This is a genomic window from Desulforhopalus singaporensis (assembly GCF_900104445.1).
Taxonomy (GTDB): Bacteria; Desulfobacterota; Desulfobulbia; order Desulfobulbales; family Desulfocapsaceae; genus Desulforhopalus_A; species Desulforhopalus_A singaporensis.
On sequence record NZ_FNJI01000021.1, the window covers coordinates 51,013 to 69,161 of the forward strand.

Genomic DNA, 18,149 nt, shown 5'->3' on the forward strand with positions numbered 1-18,149 from the left:
GCCGGCCCTTTTTCGGGTGGTCCGGAGGCCGGTTGACTTGCAGGATCAATTATAACCATTTGGCGACAAGGGTCAATTGCGGTTCGGCTCGCCGTCACCTTAAGGAAAATCAGGCGGTAAGGTGTTTCGGGCCCGTCACCTTCTGCTTCGTCACAGCGCGTCAACTGTGGTGTTGCTGTTTTTTGTTGAATTATCGGGGTGTTAGTATTATGGTTGAGCTGCTCGTCCGCTTTTGGACCGGCTCTTGATTTTTATAACATGCAGGAGAAAGGAAAAGTACATGAGTATTGATGATGAAAAACTCGACGGTCCCCATTATCCGGAGTCGATGTTCTGGCGAATTGTAACTCTTGTTTTGATCTGTCTCTTTTCTTGCGCGCTCTACATGACTTTTGCCGTTGACAGGGGTCGTGTAGAGGTGGACATTGAGGTGTCCCAGCCAAGCGCATTCCAGGTCTACTGGGCCGGGGCGAATGAAAACTATTCCGAGAGAAAAATGGCAGGTGTCAGGGTTCATCCGCAGAAAACCGGCTATTCGATGACAATAACCGACCTGGGCAAGGTTGAGAGGTTGCGGATTGATACCCATCGGTATCCCGGTGAGGTGCTGTTGAAAAAACTGGTGATCAGGCAGGATGGGTATGCTCCGGTTGTCCTGAACGGGGAAGAGTTGAAGCAATTGGTTCCGGTACATCAGGTTGGAAATTATGCGATTGAGGACGACGGCTTGCGGGTGCAGGCAACGGGCCAGGACCCGCAGCTCGAGCTTGTGATTCCTCCCCGTCCCGTTGCCCTGGATATGCAGAATCTGCTGATCCGGCTGTCGCTGGTGGCTGGTATCGCGCTGTTGGCAATCTACGGTTTGAGTTCTCTTGTGAAAGATTACCGCCTGGTTCCGGTACTTCTTTTCGGGGTGCTGGTTGTTGTCGCCGTTATGGCGTCCATCAGCCGCTACAACGTGCATCCGGACGAGTATGTTCATGTGGCCGCAACCAAATATTATATGGATCACTGGCTGCCTCCGGCTGTTGATGATCCCGAAATCAGGGATACGTACAGCGCCTACGGGGTTTCAAGATTGAACAATTCGGAGATTTACTACCTGCTTGCGGGCAAGATCGGCAAGGTCGCCGAACTGTTGGGGGCTCCCCAGTACCTCTCCGTCCGCATATTGAACGTACTGCTCTTCGCGCTTATTGTTATCTGCTGCATACGCAACGTTTATGCCCGGCTGGTGGGGATACCTTTTCTGCTTTCGGCCCAGGTCTGGTATGTGTTCAGTTACTGCTGCTCGGACGCGCTTGCGCTGTTTATAACGTTCTTCGCCGGTTGCCAGCTGGTAGACCCCGGCAGCTTGCTGCACAGGTATCTCAAGAAAGAGGGGGCGGGGGCAACGATTCTGGGGGTGGTTCTGCTGCCGCTGCTGCTCGGCGTCATGTTTCTGCTCAAGAAAAACTATTACCCGTTTATAGCCCTTTTCTATCTCGGTCTCGGGGTAAAATTGTTTTTTGCCGAACAGTATTACTGGGACAGGAGAAGCGCGGTAAAAAAACTCGTTGTCATCACCCTGCTCGGGGCGGCGCTTTTCGGCCTGCGCCATGGTGCCGACTATTATGTCAACGGACCGGATCGCCAGGAAAAACTGGCTGTGATGCAGGAACAGACAGCAGCCCCGTGGTACAACCCCGGCGCTGCTCCGGAGATGCAGCATTCTTCCCTGTACAATAGGGAGCGGGGGACAAGTCTTAGGGATATGATCATGAAATATCATTGGGACGCCCAGACGCTGCAGTCGTCTTTCGGGGTTTTCGGTTATTTCACCGTGGTAAGTCCCCAGGTGTTTTTTGACATGGTCCGGTGGACCGGCAGCGCGATGCTTCTTCTCCTGATCGGCTCGGTGCTGGTAAGGGGAGGACTCCTGGGTAATGTCATGACGGTGTTCACCATCGGTCTTTCCTGTGCCCTTGTCGCGGTTTCACTTTATCATTCCTGGACGGTTGACTTTCAGCCCCAGGGGCGCTACCTGTTTCCAATTGTAACCATGATTGGTGTCTATTACGGCTGGAACTATCGGGCCGTGAACCGGGTTCTGCTGCTCTATCTCGCAGGGGTGATGTACCTGTTTGCGGGATACGGCTTTATTTTCCAGGCACTTTTAAAATTACCCAAGATAGTCTTCTAGCAGTTATCATGAATAATCGTTTATTCACAGTTGTGGTTGGTTGTATTCTGTTTTTTGCAAGCGGTCTCGCGGTCTGCCCGGTTCAGGCAGGGGGAAAAAACCTCGGTGAGTGGACCGGAAGACACAGTCGTGTGGTGTGGGTCCAGGACCATGGGGATGGATCAGACACCTTCGGCAGGTCCGACAACCTGATGCTCTACGGGTACGACTCGGTTGACGGTAGGGGGGAACGACCTCTGGTTGCCGGTAAGTCTAATTATTTTAAACCGTTGTTTACTCCTGATGGCAACAATGTCATCGTTTCCGACCGGCTGCAGCGAAAGATATATCTGGTCGAGTGGGCCAGCGGTAAAAAAAAGGAGCTTGGCAGCGGGGTCGCCGTTGCGGTGTGGCAGGATCCGCAGCCGGGCTGGTTCTTTGGCAGGAAAACCACCTGGATCTATTGTTTTGACGGGAACCAGAAGGAAAACAAGTACGGCACCTCGCAGCCTCTGTACCGTTTTCCCCTTAACAGGCCGCACCACAGAGAGCTTGTCTGGGACAAATCGGACATCGCCTGGTCATCATTGCAACTTTCTCGGGACGGAGAGGTGATCGGCGGCCTGTTCCCGTGGCCTCACGGCGGGGTTCTGCAAGGCGATGAAAAAAGCTTTAAAAGATTGGGCCGGGGATGCTGGTCGTCGCTTAGCCCTGACAACTCCAAGCTGCTCTGGATATTTGACGGTCTGCACCGGAATGTACAGATCCACGATGTGCGCAGCGGAGACAGCTGGATGGTGAATATAAGCAGCGCCCCCGGAGTCAGGGATCTCGAGGTGTACCATCCGCGCTGGTCCAATCACCCTCGCTATTTCGTCCTTACCGGTCCCTACGAAAAGGGCGAGGGGGGCAACAGGGTAGGCGGCGGCGGTGAGAACGTCGAGGTCTATGTCGGCCGGTTCGATGAAAAGGTGCAGAGTGTAGAGGATTGGCTGCAGCTGACGCACAATGGCCGCGCCGATTTTTATCCCGAAATGTGGATTGAAGGTGGTGAACGGGAGAATCTTGTACGTGCAGCAGAAACACAAGTCCTGCAGGTGGAAAAAAATCACTGGCCGGTGGCACCCGAAGCGGCGGTTTTTGCCTGGGAGAACATGAAAGCAGAGAATCAACTCACTGCGGACAGTCCCCTTGGATTTTATCAGTGCAACCTGGAGCTGCGCGGCAATGCGCTGTTCGCACGAGACTACAGCCTGCTGGCGGACGGCGGCTGGGGAGAAACTGTTGACGGGGGGAAGAAAATAGGCGAATCGCTCGCCGTTTCAGGCAACGCGTCGGTATCCCTTGTCATATACCCGGAGAAAAAGCAGCGGGCGTCGATTTTTTCCCTTGTTGGGAGCGACGGGTTTTTGCTCGAACTTCGGCAGGAAAGTGACCAACTGGTACTTGTCGGACGTTTTGCCAGTCAGGGCGAACAGATTGTCGTATGGCCTGCGGTTCTCGACCGCCCGGGCCCAATCAGTGTTAGCCTTACCCTTGACGGCTTGACAGCCGAACTATTTATCGACGGCAAATCGGCCGGGGAAAAAGTTTTTGCTGCCGGGTTCGGCGCTTTCAGCAGGGTGGACAGACTGGTTGCCGGTGATATGCAAGGGCGGTTCAGCGGAAAAATTTCCAGCCTCGCTGTCCATAACCGGCGGTTGAGCGGTGGTGAAATCGAGGCTGGTCATGCTATGGTAGCCAAGAAACAGCAACCGCTGCAAGAGCCTGCGTCTCTTGTGGTCGAGGCACAGCTTCTGGAGACGACCGATATCCCGGATCCTGATTCCATAGGTGCCTATCGCCGGGCCCTTGTGGTTAATAGTTACGAGGTGCAGAAGGTAATCGCCGGAGAATACAAACAGCAAAAGATTCTTGTGGCGGAGTGGGCGGTTCTTGACCGGAAAATAGTCAAGCAGTACCCGGAGGAGTCGGAAACCGAACGTCTGTTTCTGCAGAAGTTCGACCTGCACCCGGAACTCGAAGGTGAGCGACAGATGATGGATGTATTTGAACCCGACCTTGATATGTACTATCGACTTCCCGCCACAGAACTGCGGCGGTGAGGGTGGCGGCGCATCCTGTTGTCAGGGCGGTTCGTTTCGGGTCAGGCAACCGGATAAATCTTCGTTAACGCTGCCAGTGCCTGGTCCAGATCCGCGATAATGTCATCGGGATGTTCTGCGCCGACACAGAGGCGTATCATGTTGTTCGGGATTTTTGCCAACTCGCGGCCTTCTTCACCCTGCTGCTGATGGGTGGAGATTGCCGGGATGGTTGCGACACTTTTTATCCTGCCAAGATCCGTTGCCCGCCAGATTCTCTGGAGGTTGTCGAACACCGTCCTGGTCTTTTCAGCCCCGCCTTTTACGCAAAAGGACATCAGGTGGCCGTAACGGTTTACGGCTCTGTTGTACTGGTCGTCATGTTCTGCGTCAACCAGCCAGAGATATCGTGCTGCAAGTTCATGATGCTGGTGGTCTGTACGGCCGAGATACTGCACCGATTCAACACCAGGGTGGTCGGCGAGAAAATCAGCGACTTTTTCGGTGGAACGGCTCATCATATCCATCTTGGAGCGGATTGTGCGCATATCGTTTAAGGCCATCACCGCCTGCACCGGGTGCAGATTGGGGCCGAGATCCCGGTTCTGGAGAAATTTAACGTTGAGTGCAAAATCCTCCAGCAGGCCGTCGTCGCCGATGTTGGAGACAATGTTCTTGCGCGATATCACAGCTCCGCAGATGCCGAATCCGCCGCTGCTGAGACTTTTGGTAACGGACTGCACGACGATATCGGCTCCGTGGCATATCGGCCTTAACAGCGCCGGTGTCGCCACGGTCGAGTCGCAGATCAACGGCAGATTATGGCTATGGGCGAGGTCGGCGACCGCCTGGACGTCAAAAAAACCCAGTTGCGGATTGGACGGCAGTTCACCGTATAGCAACCGTGTGTTTTTATCGATTTTTTCCGCCCACTGGCTGAGGTCGGTGGCATCCGCTACCCACCGGCATTCGATGTTTCTTTCCTGCATCAACCTCACCGTAAACTGCTGGAAGGTACCGCCGTAACACTGTGCGGTCGCGACAAAGTTCGGCGGACCGGAACCATTGTCCCGAAACTGCAGGAACGGCAGCACCGCCGTGCTGATGGCGGCCATTCCTGAAGAGGTGGAACAGCATGAGGTGGTCCCGTCAAAACCGTATCCTTCAAGCAGCGCCAGGGTCCATTCGTAATAGTAGGTCGAAGGGTTGGCGATGCGCGAGTAACACCAGGTGGGGATTTTGTAGGCGAGCGCTGCTGCCATCTCGTCGGAATCGGCATAGGCCTGGCTTGCACTCATAAAAATCGGTTCGATTATGGCTCCCTGATGGTTTTTCAGGGCGTCGTGGACCGAATAGAGGCCATGGACCGCGATGGTGTCGAATTTCCATTTCTTTACAACCTGCTCAAGATATTGTGTCCTGTCGGCCAGATCCTTTTTGCTCTGGTCGATGTACCGCTGCATTCCTGGGGTGATGTGAATTTCATTGTCAGCCATGGTGACGCTCCGGAATTCATTAAAAAAGACGAAAACAAGCTTTGCCATTCTTCTATTATGGTATGTCAGGCGTGAATTTACGGTCAAGGGTAAAGAGTTGGTTTGGTAAAATTAATCGGACTACCGTCCGTGCCCGAATGTTTTGTAACCGTTTATTTTAAAGCTCTCTGTTTTGTTCAACTTCGTCTAAGGGGGCGTGAAATAGTCTGGTGGGCCGTCTTGTCTGTTCGCGGTCGTCTGCTGATCCGGCCCTTGAAAAATTGCCCTGCCCCAGGATGATAGGTTGGGACTGCAGGCGGCGCGCATCGGGGTCGAATTTTCTTGTACACTTTAGTGAAAAAGTTTACGGTGACGTGATTTAATCTATTTCCGATACCACTGTATTTTTTGCTTTATGGTTTTTTCATCCCATATATTTCTCTACTATTTTCTTCCATTAAGCCTGCTTTTCTACTACGGCATGCCGCGGCGGTGGAAGAACATCGTCCTGACTTTTCTCAGCTATATTTTTTACGGCTGGTCCAATCCTCTTTTTATCCTGTTGATGCTGTTTTCGACATTGGTGGATTATTGCTGCGGCCTGGTGATAGGCGAGAGCCGAAGTGAACACAGGCGGTTGAGAAAGGGGGCACTTGTTCTCTCCATTGTGACGAACCTGGGGCTGCTTGGATTTTTCAAGTACACCGGCTTTGCCCTTGAGAGCTACAACCAGCTGTTCGGGATTATCGGCGGGGAAAATTTCAACGCCGTTCCGGTGCTTACTTTTCTGCTGCCCCTGGGGATAAGCTTCTATACATTTCAGTCCATGAGTTACACCATAGACGTGTACCGCAACGACGCGCGCCATATAACGAATTTTCTTGATTTTGCCTGCTTCGTTTCCATGTTTCCGCAGCTTGTCGCCGGTCCGATCATCCGTTTCCAGGAGGTAGCCCAGCAGCTTGCCACAAGGGTACACTCGGTGGAAAAATTCTCCCGAGGCGTCGCGTTTTTCAGTCTCGGCATGGCGAAAAAAGTGCTGCTGGCAAACTCCTGCGGCAGGATTGCCGACATAACCTTTGGTGCCGGCTCCCTCAATTGGCTGGATGCATGGTTCGGGATTTGCGCTTATGCTTTTCAGATCTATTTCGACTTCAGCGGATATTCCGATATGGCCATAGGTCTGGGGCTGATGTTCGGCTTTGTCTTTGCCAAGAATTTTGACTCGCCGTACATCTCGGAATCGATCACCGACTTCTGGCGCCGGTGGCATATCTCGCTGTCAACCTGGCTCAGGGAATATCTCTACATCCCCCTGGGAGGAAACAGACACGGGTCTGTCCGGACAGCTGTCAACCTGGCAATTGTCATGCTGCTTGGCGGGTTGTGGCACGGCGCTTCGTGGAATTTTGTCATCTGGGGGGCTATTCACGGAACGCTTCTGGGCGGCGAGAGACTTTTTGGCAGAAAACCCGTTTATCACGCTTTGCCCCGGGCCCTCAGGATCGGCTTGACTTTTGTGCTGGTACTTGTCGCATGGGTGTTCTTCAGGGCGGAAACTTTGGGTGACGCGCTTGGTTACCTCGCCTCGATGTTCGGGGTGGCAAGTGTCCCGGCAAGTTCCCTGCTGCTTGACGGCATGCTGTACACGCCTTATCATTTGATGGCGATGTCTCTTGGGGCCTTGGTTGTCTGGGGATGCCCGCAGACCTGGGACTGGACCAGAGAGTTGTCTTATCGTAAAATACCGCTTATTGTTATAGTGTTTGTGGTCTCAGCTGCGGTGCTGAGCATGCAGTCATACAATCCCTTTATTTACTTTAACTTTTGATGATGCGGAAAATAAGGTTAAGCCGGGAGGAGATTGCCGGAATAGAGGTTGGTACAACAGCTGTAAGCAAGGCGGCGGCCCGGTTCCTGACGATCTTTTTTCTAAGCTTTGTTTTTCTTGTTCCCGCCGTGCAGTACGGTCTGGACGGTTTCAGGCTGCCTGCCGGGGGGGCGTTGCTGCAGGGGCTTGGTGAACGAAGAGATGGTGCGGGGGATTCCGGGTTTGTATCGGCAGCAAAAAACCTCAACGCCCTGGTACTGAAGAAGATCGACCTGCTGGAAAGTTCTCTTGAGGACGACAGCTTTCTCAGAAACATATTTCTGCCGCCGCTGCAGTACGTGTATCTTCGTTATCTTGGCCAGGGGAACGAAAAAGTGGTCGTCGGCAGGCAGGGCTGGTTGTTTTATCGGCCGGGCGTCGAAGCGCTGTACGGCAAACCTTTTCTCAGCCGGGAACAGCTGCGGCTCAGGGAGCAGGGAAGCCAGTTGTGGGAAAAACCGGTGCAGCCCGATCCGGTGGCGGCAATTGTCCACTTCAAAAAACAGCTTGCCGCCCGTAATATCGAACTGCTTGTCGTCCCGGTTCCGGTCAAGCCGTCTTTTGAGATATCAAGGCTCAGCAAGCGGTCAAGTGGGGCGGGCAGCGATGGGCGGCTGCGGCTTCCTCTGGAAAATCGTTCGCTCAAAGAATTCAAGCGGCAGCTGCAAGAGGCCGGGGTACTCTACTTTGATGTGGCCGAGGTCCTGCGTGATTTTGGTTTACAATATCCCGATATCTATCTGAAGACCGATACCCATTGGCGGCCTCGGGCAATGGAACATGTGGCAAAGGCGCTGGGCGATTTTATCGAGACACGAAAAGTTATCACAACCAAAAAACTGTCCCTGCGCCTGGAACAGGAACAGCACCGGGGCACGGGCGATATCGCACAGATGCTTCGTTTACCTGCAGACTCATCTTTTTTTGCGGGTCAGTCGGTTGAACTGAACCAGGTGATCGGTGAAGGAAGTGAGTTCTGGCAGCCGCAGAACAGTGCCGAATTGTTACTTCTGGGTGATTCCTTTACCAATATTTTTTCACAAAAAGGACTGGGGTGGGGAGTTGGCGCGGGTTTTGCCGAGCATCTGAGCTACAATCTCCAGGCGCCGGTAGATACTCTGGTGCGAAACGACAATGGCGCATATGTAACAAGAGAAATGCTTGCAACCGAGTTGTTGCGTGGAAGGGATCGTCTAGCCGGGAAGAAACTGGTTGTGTGGGAATTTGCCGAGAGAGAGCTGGCGCTGGGTGATTGGAAGATGATCGATCTTCATCTCGGTACACAGAACGAGAGCGAATTCTATGTGGTCGATCCTGGCGAGCGGGTAAAGGTGACCGGGAAGGTAGCGGCGATTTCCGCTTCGCCGCGGCCCGGTTCGGTGCCTTATCGTGACAACATCACCACCATCCACCTGGTCGATCTGCAGTCGGGTGAACAAAACCTGGATGGCGAGCAGGCCCTGGTATATGGCTTTGGCATGATCGACAACGAGCTTACCCGTCTGGGCGCTCTGCGACCTGACGACCGGGTAGAGCTGCTGCTGGGGTCCTGGGATGATGTGGAATCGAAATACGGCAGCTACAGGCGTAGTCCGCTTGACGATGAAATGATGGAACTAGAACTGCCTAACTGGGTATTGAGCGATGATGAAACTATTTAAGATCCTGTGTACTGTTTTTCTTCTGCTGACAGCTGTTACCGTTTATGCTTCGCCGGGATTCAGGGAAGTGTGCGGACAGCTTGCGGCAACTGACGATGGTACCAGCGTGGTGGCCGGTGAAGAAGGCTGGCTGTTCTTAAAGGAGGAGCTGCAGCACATCGGTGCGGGCCCATTCTGGGGCGAAAATGCTCCTGCGGCCACTCGTACCAGAAAAAAGGAGTATGCCGATCCGGTTCCGGCCATTGTTGCATACAATAAGCTGCTTGCAAAACAGGGAATCAAGCTTTACCTGATGCCGGTGCCGCCGAAAGCGCTTATCTATTCGGATAAGGTCTCCGCCTCCGTCGACCCGGCTTCAGTGGAGCAGGATCTCGCAGTCTATAAAGAATTTTACAGACTTCTTGAAAAAGAAGGGGTGAGTGTCATAGATCTGATCCCGCTGCTGCGGGCCGACGACCCGGACAAGGAGAAACTCTACTGCCGGACGGATACCCATTTCTCCGTTACCGGGCTCTCCTATTTTGCCAAAGAAGCTGCCCAGAAAATAAAAGAAAGCGACTGGTATGATGATTATCCCAAAACAAGCTACCGGGTGTCTTCCCAGAGCGCTGTAATCCAGGGGGATTTGCAGCAGATGTCGGGTGGGCAGGGGCAGGGCGAGGAGATCGATCTTGCGGTCGTGACTCAAGAGAAGACCGGTAAGGGGATCGAGAGCGATCCGGCCAGTCCGGTTATACTGCTGGGCGACAGCCACACCCTGGTGTTCAGTGCAGGAGGTGATCTCCATGCAAAGGGCAGCGGCTTGTTTGACCATCTGTCAAAAGAGCTTGGCTTTGCCGTCGACCTGCTGGGCGTTCGCGGTTCCGGAGTTACCCCAGCAAGAATCAAGTTTTACCAGCGGTCGAAAAAACAGGGCGACTATTTGAAGGGCAAGAAGGTGATGATCTGGTGTTTTGCCGCCAGGGACTTTACCGGCAGCGGAGGCTGGCGAGAGATCCCCGTGGCGCCTTGAGCGGTTACCGATTGGTCTCCGCCTGATTCTCCAGGTCGAGCAGCTGCTTCTTGATTTCCACTCCGCCGCCAAACCCGGCAAGGGAGCCGTCTTTGCCTATTATGCGGTGGCAGGGTATTATTATCGGTACCGGGTTTCTGCCGTTGGCAAGCCCCACCGCCCGGTACGCCTTCGGCTTGCCCAACCGTCTGGCGATGTCGCTGTAGCTGGCGGTATGACCGTAGCCAATCTTCGTGAGTTCGTGCCAAACCTGTTGCTGGAATTCGGTCCCTTTCAAGGTCAGGGGGATGGTAAAAACCCGCCTTTTGCCGGCAAAATATTCGTCAAGCTCAAGGATCACCCTTGCAAACGGGGTGTCGTCTTCTTGTGCGTCCTGTTCCGGGTTGGCCTTGTCTATACTGTTGGGAAAATGCAGTTGTTCAAGACGGCCGTGGCTGCCGACCAGCAGCAGGGTTCCTATGGGGCTGTTATAATAGCAGAAGGTGCGCATCTTGTCTGTTTCTCGAATCGGTTTCTGTCTTGTGCTCCCCGTGCGGCGATTTTTTACTGCCGCACGGGTGATCTAAAAAAAACACTATCAGGCAATAGTCTTCAGGGCTGCCTCATAGTCGGGTTCCTGGCCGATCTCCGGAACCTGCTCAGTATAACAGACTTTTCCCTCCGGATCGACTACAACAACGGCCCGCGCGAGCAGTCCGGCGAGAGGGCCGGTGATGATGGTCTGGCCGTAGGAATCTCCGAAATCCGGGTTTCTGAATATCGACACCGGGATGACGTCATCAAGACCCTCGGCTTCACAAAAGCGGCCGTGGGCAAACGGCAGGTCCGCCGAAATACACAGCACCACGCTGTTGTCCTTGCCTGACGCCTCAGCGTTAAAGCGCCTGGCAGACGCGGCGCACACTCCTGTGTCGATGGAAGGGAAGATGTTGAGAATGACATTCTTTCCTCTATATTTTCCTAGACTGGTTTCCGAGAGATCGGTCTTGACTGCTGTAAAATCGGGAGCAACGGTACCAACGGCGGGAAGTGACCCCGCGGTGTCTATTACATTGCCTTTGAGAGTTATTTTGGCCATTGTCTTCTCCTTTTGTTGTTCGGGGATTATCCAGCACCTGCTCAATCGATGAAATCCAGTGCGAATTATTCGCCATGATAACGATAGTAATTTCTATCAATTGTACACTTGTCAAGCGGTGGGAGGAAATAATATCCGAGCGGTTTTAGAAGACAGGGAGTTCTTTTTTTAAAAAATCATGCAGGCCGCTGGAAAATGCACGTTTTTTTGAGGCGGTGTTCTTGCGCCTGCTGGTTTTACGCTTTGTCACCACCTTTGGCGAAAAAAATGACCGGTTAAGGAGATTCTATCGGTAAACCGTTGAAATCATGAGTGAGGCATGGTTAAAACAGAGAGGTACGTTGAGCGCATGTGCAAAAAAACAGTGATAATTGCCATGTTGGATTAAATCAGCCAGCAAAGAAAAATGTCATTTGTACCGGTTATCGGGAAATCGATAAAAAAGCAGCTCGAAGACAGAGAAGAAGAGATCCTTTCACCGTTTGCAACCCTCAATAAAAACTCCTTCGGCCGGAAGGTTGAAGAGCAGGAAGAGATCGAGGATCTGCGTCTGCCGTTTCAGCGCGATCGTGATCGTATCACCCATTCCAAAACGTTCAGACGGTTAAAGCACAAAACCCAGGTCTTTCTTTCCCCCACCGGGGATCACTATCGAACCAGGCTTACCCATGTGCTAGAAGTCTCACAGATAGCGCGAACCATTGCCTCTGCACTCTGTCTCAACGAGCCGTTGACCGAAGCCATAGCCCTCGGTCACGACCTGGGACATACGCCTTTTGGCCACGCCGGGGAAGCGACGCTTAATGAATTGCACCCAAGAGGGTTCAGGCATTACGTGCACAGCTTGCGGGTTGTCGATTTTCTTGAAAATGATGGCAAGGGCCTCAATCTCTCTTTCGAGGTGCGCAACGGGATCGTCCGCCACTCAAAGGGGAGGTCTGATATTCTGCCGAAAAACAGATCGGAGATCGCCGTGACCCTTGAAGGCCAGGTGGTGCGTCTGGCGGACATAATCGCCTATGTGAATCATGACCTCGATGATGCCCTGAGGGCAGGTATCATAGAGGAAAAAGAGCTCCCGGCAAAGATCAGGAAAGTGGTGGGCGAGCGGCACTCCAAACGTATCGGGGCAATGGTAAGGGATCTCATCGTTGAAACGTTGACGGCGGATGACGGCCATATTCATATCAGTGACCGGATGCTTGAGGCGATAACCGAGCTGCGTACGTTTCTTTATGACAACGTCTATACGTTCTACCGGGTCCATAACGAGTTTGTCAAAGCCCAGAGAATAATCAGAGATTTATACAATTATTTTCTGGAAAACGGCCTGGTCGGCATTGTGTCCGGCAGATGGGAGGATAATGTCGACAGGGAAAACTGGCATGACGAACGGACAGCGCACCGGAGGGTCTGTGACTATGTTGCCGGTATGACCGACAGGTACGCGCTGTCGGTATACCATAAAATATTTCTTCCTGAACCGTGGAGCGTCAGGTGACAGCGGCTGTCCTGCCCCCGCCTCTTATCCTCTTTTTACCCTAAAATTAGGGTGTCGGCCATTTTCTGTTGAATTCGGCGTGGTTCGTAGTTACTTTCACTGCCAACATTGATCAATAAGCGGGCGGTATTCTCAAACAATAAAAAAATAACCAGAATTATGACCATAAAAGAAGAAAAACTGTTGAGTAAGGGGTACGACTTTTCAGAAGTCGAGGAAAAATGGCTTGACCGGTGGCAGGAAGAGGGGAGCTTTCGTGCCGAAATGGAAAGCGGGGTGCCGTCTTTTTCAATAGTCATCCCGCCACCCAACGTGACGGGGGTTCTTCATGTGGGGCACGCACTTAACAATACCCTGCAGGATGTGCTGGTGCGCTACCACAGGATGAAAGGCGCAAACACCCTGTGGCTGCCTGGCACCGATCATGCCGGGATCGCCACCCAGAACGTGGTGGAGCGACAGCTGGCCACGGAGGGCAAGACCAGGGACGATGTCGGCCGCGATGCGTTTATTGAAAAGGTGTGGCGGTGGCGCGAGGAAAAGGGCGGCACCATCATCAACCAGCTTAAGAAGCTGGGCGCCTCCTGTGACTGGGACCGGGAGCGGTTCACCATGGATGAGGGGTTGTCCAGGGCGGTACGACAAGTGTTTGTCAGTCTCTACAAGGAAGGGTTGATCTATAAAGGGGATTATATTGTCAACTGGTGTCCCCGCTGCCTTACCGCGCTTGCCGACGATGAGGTCGATCACGAGGATACCAGGGGCAAGCTCTACCATATACGTTATCCCTATGCCGACGGATCCGGCCATGTGGTTGTCGCAACGACCAGGCCGGAAACCATGCTTGGCGATACCGGGGTTGCGGTGCATCCCGAGGACGAACGCTACAACCACCTGGCCGAGATCGGGATCAAGTTGCCGCTCACGGAAAGAACCATTCCGGTGGTGTTCGATGAACACGTTGACCGCGAATTCGGAACCGGGGCTCTCAAAGTGACCCCTTCCCATGACCGCAACGATTACGAGATCGCCCTGCGCCATTCGCTGCCGCATCTCAAGGTTATGAACGATAAAGGTATCATGAATGAGGAAGCGGGTGAGTATGCGGGGCTTGACCGGTTCCAGTGCCGGGAAAAAATTGTCGCGGACCTGGATCGTCTCGGATTTCTTGAGAAAATAGAGGAGTACGATCACGCCGTAGGTCATTGCTACCGTTGTAAAACCGTGATTGAGCCGACCACTTCGCTGCAATGGTTCGTGGCGGTAAAACCACTTGCGGACAAGGCGGTTGGGGCGGTTCGTGAAGGCCGGATCAACATCTATCCCAAGAGCTGGTACAATACTTTTTACAGCTGGATGGGTGATATTCGCGACTGGTGTATATCCAGGCAGATCTGGTGGGGGCACAGGATCCCGGCGTGGACCTGCGGGGGCTGCCGTGAGTTGATTGTCGAGGCGGAAGATCCGCAGAGTTGTCCAAACTGCGGCGGTAGCGACCTGCATCAGGAAACCGATGTGCTGGATACCTGGTTTTCCTCTGCCCTGTGGCCGTTTTCCACCATGGGATGGCCGGAAAACACCAGAGAACTCAAGACCTTCTATCCCACTTCGGTGCTCATCACCAGCTTCGACATCCTGTTTTTCTGGGTTGCCAGGATGATGATGATGGGGATTCATTTTATGGATGAAGTTCCGTTCAAGGATGTTTACCTCCATGCGCTGGTTCGCGACAAGCACGGCAAAAAGATGTCGAAATCCACCGGTAATGTGATCGATCCGCTGGAGGTTATGAGGGAGTACGGAACCGACGCGATGCGCTTTACCCTGACGGCTTTTGCGGCTCAGGGCAGGGAAATAAAGCTGGACGAGGACCGCATTGAGGGCTATCGCCATTTCATCAACAAGATATGGAACGCGGCAAGATTTGCTCTTATGCATGTGAGCGATTGCCAACCGGACGTGACCGCGGTTGCCGAAAAACCACGGGAACTGCCGCTGGCACACCGATGGATTCTCAGCCGCACAGCGGCAACTGTCAGGGAGGTCCGGGCGGGGCTTGACGAGTACCGGTTCAATGATGTGGCGTCCGCCTGTTACCAGTTTATCTGGCATGAATTCTGTGACTGGTATCTCGAATGGATCAAGGCTGACCTCTTCAGCGGGGACAAGGTATTAAAAGAGCAGGCGCAGGGCGTTCTGCTGGCGGTACTTGAAACCGTCCTCAAGCTTATCCACCCTGTAACCCCGTTTGTGTCTGAAGAGATCTGGTCGGCGCTCCCCGGAGCGCGTCCTCTTCTGGCTACCTCCAGTTTCCCCGAGCTGCGGCCCGACTGGGAAGATGAAGATGCGGTGGGCAGGATGGAGATGCTCATGGGGATTATAACCGGTATCCGAAATATCCGTTCCGAGGCCGACGTGCATCCTTCCGCCAGGATTTCCGCGATGGTCTTGTGTGGCGATCAACAGACTGTTGAGTTTATCTCCGGGTTTGAGGCGGCAATTTCCGACATGACCAGGCTTGAACGGTTTACGGTGAGCCATGAAGCCGAAAAACCCGCCGATGCCGCCACCTATATCTTCAAAGACATTGAGATATTTGTTCCGTTGAAAGGGCTGGTGGATGTAGAGGCCGAGCTGGGCAAATTGGAGCGGGAGAAAAAGAAGGTTGAGGCGAAGATGAAGCAGGTTGACGGCAAACTGGGCAACGACAAGTTCCTCGCCAATGCGCCCGGGCCGGTTGTCGACAAGGTCCGTCAGGAAAAAGCTGATCTTGAAACCAAGCTCGCCAAAATCACAGAGGCGGAAGAGCGGCTCAACAACATGGCATAAGCGGACCGGCGAAAATGGATAAGAACTATCTGCACCGGATGATAAGTGAGTTCCTGGTGGAAGATGTCGGAAGGGGCGATCAGACCAGCGAATCGATTTTCTCCGAGCATGATATGGGGAGTGCCCGTCTGGTTGCCCAGAACAGTTTCACCGTGGCCGGAGCAGAAGCGGTGGCGGCCGAAGTGTTCAAGGTGCAGAATCCGCAAGTGATTGCCGTAGACGGGGTTGCCGACGGAACCGTCGCCATGCCCGGCACGATCCTGCTGACGGTCAACGGGCCTGTTGTCGACCTGCTCAAGGCCGAGCGGGTGGCATTGAACCTTTTGCAGCGACTGTCCGGTATCGCCACCGTAACTGCACAGTTTATAGAAAAAACAAAAGTCTATCCTGTCCGTATAACGGACACCAGGAAGACTACTCCGGGGTTGAGGCTGCTTGAGAAATATGCCGTCAGGGTGGGTGGCGGATACAATCACAGGTTCGATCTCAGTGACGGAGTCCTGATAAACAACAACCATATAGCCGCCTGCGGTTCAATAACCAGGGCTGTGGAAATGGTGCGGCTGCGGATTCCCCACACCATCAAAATTGAGGTGCAGACCGAATCCATGGCCCAGGTGGAAGAGAGCCTTGCCTGCGGTGTCGATATCGTTCTGCTCGAGAATATGAGCCCTGAAATGATGACCCAGTCGGTACGTTTGATCAACGGCAGGGCCCTGGTCGAGGCTTCGGGAGGCATTACCCTTGAAAACGTGGAAGCGGTCGCCATGTCGGGCGTTGATATCATTTCCGCAGGGGCGCTAACTCATCCGGGATTTGGTTGTAATATTGTCATGGATTGGTCCTTTTAACTGGATTTTAGGCTGAGAGCTGCCTAGCAAATTGTGCTTGATTAATGGAGCGGATATGTGCCATAGTGAGGTTGTGGTATCGTTGAAGCTGTTTGTGTTTGAAACCGCCTAATTCAGCCCGATAGAGGTTAAATATACATGCGTTGTCCGAAATGCGGATACATCTCCTTTGATTTCCTGGATGAGTGTTTGAAGTGCAAGAAGAACATCAGGGGAGCGTCAGAAAGTCTCGGCGGAACAGTCTATAAGAAGACGGCACCGGCGTTTTTGCGATTTGATCAGGTTGCCGGGGATATCGGCATCGAAATAGATAGTGCTATGGCCGGGGCTGTCGACCCTGAAGAATACATTGATGAGGATCTTGAAATTCTCATGGCTGACGACGAGTCTGAAGATGGCGAAGAAGGTGAAATTAACTTTGACCAGCAGGAACAGGATGATCTTGATATCACGATCGAGTCGTCGTCTGAAGACGATGACGAAGGCATAGAGATTGACCTGAGCCAGTTCGACATGACAAAAGAGGATGAACTCGACAGCGATGATGATCCTGAACAGGCAAATTTGTCCGACGAACCGTCTGTCCTGTCGGTACCTGAAGAGTTGAACGATTTGTCGGATCTTGAGCCTCCGGCAAAAGGATCACAAGCTGACAATGAAGTCCTCGAACTGGAAAAGGGGTTTGATGACCTGGATTTTGATCTTGCCCTGGGAGACCTTGAAGAAGAGCTGAAAAAGGACAATCCTCTCAGGCAGGAGGCGCCCCTGTCCCTTGACGATATAGACTTCGCCGACACGCTGGAGCTTGACTCAGCTGATGATTCTTTTAAAAAGGATATCGAGGATGACGATCTCGATTTCGATCTCGATCTTGGCGGACTGTCTTTTGAAAAGGACGACAAGTAAGGAAACAAGAAAAATATAAAATTAACAAGAAAATCTATTGACACGAAACACGAAGTCGGTTAAAAAGTCCTCTCCAAACGAGGTGCCGGGATAGCTCAGTCGGTAGAGCAACGGACTGAAAATCCGTGTGTCCCTGGTTCGATTCCTGGTCCCGGCACCAGTTTTGATAAGACAATTCAGGCGGTTATGGCTTAATGCTATAACCGCCTTTTTTGTTGCAAACAATTAAGGTTCTATTTGTACAACTCCTGTACAACCTTTGATAATTGTAATATTTCAGGAAATAATAACCCTCAATTTACTCTACACATTGGAAAAATGACTGAACCAAAACATCCCCAGAAAGAAGTCTTCCTGGCGTTCCAGGTAATCCCCCGATTGAAAGAAGGAAACAACTTTGAAGTAGTTGATAAAGCGATTGAGGTTGTCAAAAATGCCAATGTGCCATATCAGGTGGGTGCGATGGAGACAACTATGAAGGGTGAACTCAACCAGCTGCTGGATATCGTAAAAGCCGCACAACAAGCCTGTTACGATTCAGGTGCCCTGGAGGTTATTACCAACATAAAGATACACAGCAGAACGTCCGAGGCGACAGATACCTTTTGCACTTATCATCGCGGAGTCACACTAGCAAACTATATGTTTGTGGAGGAGTAGTACAAGTGTTCCTGACTTGCCCCTGGCTATCGATTTAAAATCTGCTTCACGCTGTTTTTTT

Annotated in this window: 13 protein-coding genes and 1 tRNA gene; 11 read left to right on the forward strand and 3 right to left on the reverse strand. The window is 52.7% G+C overall.

Translation table 11 applies throughout. The features are described 5' to 3' along the window. Nucleotides 1-280: 280 nt before the first annotated feature. Together BLQ17_RS14305 and BLQ17_RS14310 are read left to right on the forward strand one after the other, a co-directional pair. Complete coding sequence (locus BLQ17_RS14305) at nt 281-2,182, forward strand: hypothetical protein (RefSeq protein WP_092224022.1); 1,902 nt, start codon at nt 281-283, stop codon at nt 2,180-2,182. Nucleotides 2,183-2,190: 8 nt separating this feature from the next. After that, nucleotides 2,191-4,266, forward strand: coding sequence for a LamG domain-containing protein (locus BLQ17_RS14310; protein ID WP_092224024.1), 2,076 nt, complete (start codon nt 2,191-2,193; stop codon nt 4,264-4,266). A 41-nt stretch (nt 4,267-4,307) separates the two neighbouring features. Here BLQ17_RS14310 and BLQ17_RS14315 read toward each other — a convergent pair whose 3' ends face one another. Next, the gene (locus tag BLQ17_RS14315) at nt 4,308-5,741 is read right to left on the reverse strand and encodes a PLP-dependent transferase (RefSeq protein WP_176761244.1); all 1,434 of its coding nucleotides are present in this window, start codon (nt 5,739-5,741) and stop codon (nt 4,308-4,310) included. Nucleotides 5,742-6,135: 394 nt separating this feature from the next. Between BLQ17_RS14315 and BLQ17_RS14320 the strand changes: the two genes are divergently transcribed. Genes BLQ17_RS14320 through BLQ17_RS14330 form a run of 3 tightly spaced genes read left to right on the forward strand, consistent with a single transcriptional unit; the run spans nt 6,136 to nt 10,263 of the window. Continuing rightward, on the forward strand, nt 6,136-7,551 hold the full coding sequence (locus BLQ17_RS14320; RefSeq protein WP_092224028.1) for an MBOAT family O-acyltransferase: 1,416 nt from the start codon (nt 6,136-6,138) through the stop codon (nt 7,549-7,551). Beyond that, nucleotides 7,551-9,251, forward strand: coding sequence for an alginate O-acetyltransferase AlgX-related protein (locus BLQ17_RS14325; RefSeq protein ID WP_092224030.1), 1,701 nt, complete (start codon nt 7,551-7,553; stop codon nt 9,249-9,251). Before BLQ17_RS14320 ends, BLQ17_RS14325 begins: the two co-directional genes overlap by 1 nt. Then, nucleotides 9,235-10,263, forward strand: a complete 1,029-nt coding sequence (locus BLQ17_RS14330; protein ID WP_092224032.1) for an alginate O-acetyltransferase AlgX-related protein — start codon at nt 9,235-9,237, stop codon at nt 10,261-10,263. Before BLQ17_RS14325 ends, BLQ17_RS14330 begins: the two co-directional genes overlap by 17 nt. A gap of 4 nt (nt 10,264-10,267) precedes the next feature. On the opposite strand, the gene BLQ17_RS14335 is transcribed toward BLQ17_RS14330, so the two are convergent. Together BLQ17_RS14335 and tpx are read right to left on the reverse strand one after the other, a co-directional pair. Further along, complete coding sequence (locus BLQ17_RS14335) at nt 10,268-10,753, reverse strand: methylated-DNA--[protein]-cysteine S-methyltransferase (RefSeq protein WP_092224034.1); 486 nt, start codon at nt 10,751-10,753, stop codon at nt 10,268-10,270. Between the two features lie 87 nt (nt 10,754-10,840). Continuing rightward, complete coding sequence (tpx, locus tag BLQ17_RS14340; RefSeq protein ID WP_092224036.1) at nt 10,841-11,341, reverse strand: thiol peroxidase; 501 nt, start codon at nt 11,339-11,341, stop codon at nt 10,841-10,843. Between the two features lie 406 nt (nt 11,342-11,747). On the opposite strand from tpx, the gene BLQ17_RS14345 reads away from it, so the two are divergent. From BLQ17_RS14345 to BLQ17_RS14370, 6 genes are all read left to right on the forward strand, one after another. Continuing rightward, the gene (locus tag BLQ17_RS14345) at nt 11,748-12,842 is read left to right on the forward strand and encodes a deoxyguanosinetriphosphate triphosphohydrolase (protein WP_092224038.1); all 1,095 of its coding nucleotides are present in this window, start codon (nt 11,748-11,750) and stop codon (nt 12,840-12,842) included. Between the two features lie 159 nt (nt 12,843-13,001). Continuing rightward, entirely contained in the window at nt 13,002-15,671 is a 2,670-nt protein-coding gene (locus BLQ17_RS14350) for a valine--tRNA ligase (RefSeq protein ID WP_218121806.1), read from the forward strand. A gap of 14 nt (nt 15,672-15,685) precedes the next feature. After that, the gene (gene nadC, locus BLQ17_RS14355) at nt 15,686-16,522 is read left to right on the forward strand and encodes a carboxylating nicotinate-nucleotide diphosphorylase (RefSeq protein ID WP_092224040.1); all 837 of its coding nucleotides are present in this window, start codon (nt 15,686-15,688) and stop codon (nt 16,520-16,522) included. A 138-nt stretch (nt 16,523-16,660) separates the two neighbouring features. Continuing rightward, a complete protein-coding gene (locus BLQ17_RS14360) occupies nt 16,661-17,428 on the forward strand; it encodes a hypothetical protein (RefSeq protein ID WP_092224042.1) in 768 nt (255 codons plus the stop codon). 84 nt (nt 17,429-17,512) lie between these two features. After that, nucleotides 17,513-17,588: transfer RNA gene (locus tag BLQ17_RS14365), tRNA-Phe, on the forward strand. A 158-nt stretch (nt 17,589-17,746) separates the two neighbouring features. After that, the gene (locus BLQ17_RS14370; RefSeq protein WP_092224043.1) at nt 17,747-18,088 is read left to right on the forward strand and encodes a thiamine-binding protein; all 342 of its coding nucleotides are present in this window, start codon (nt 17,747-17,749) and stop codon (nt 18,086-18,088) included. Nucleotides 18,089-18,149 lie beyond the last annotated feature (61 nt).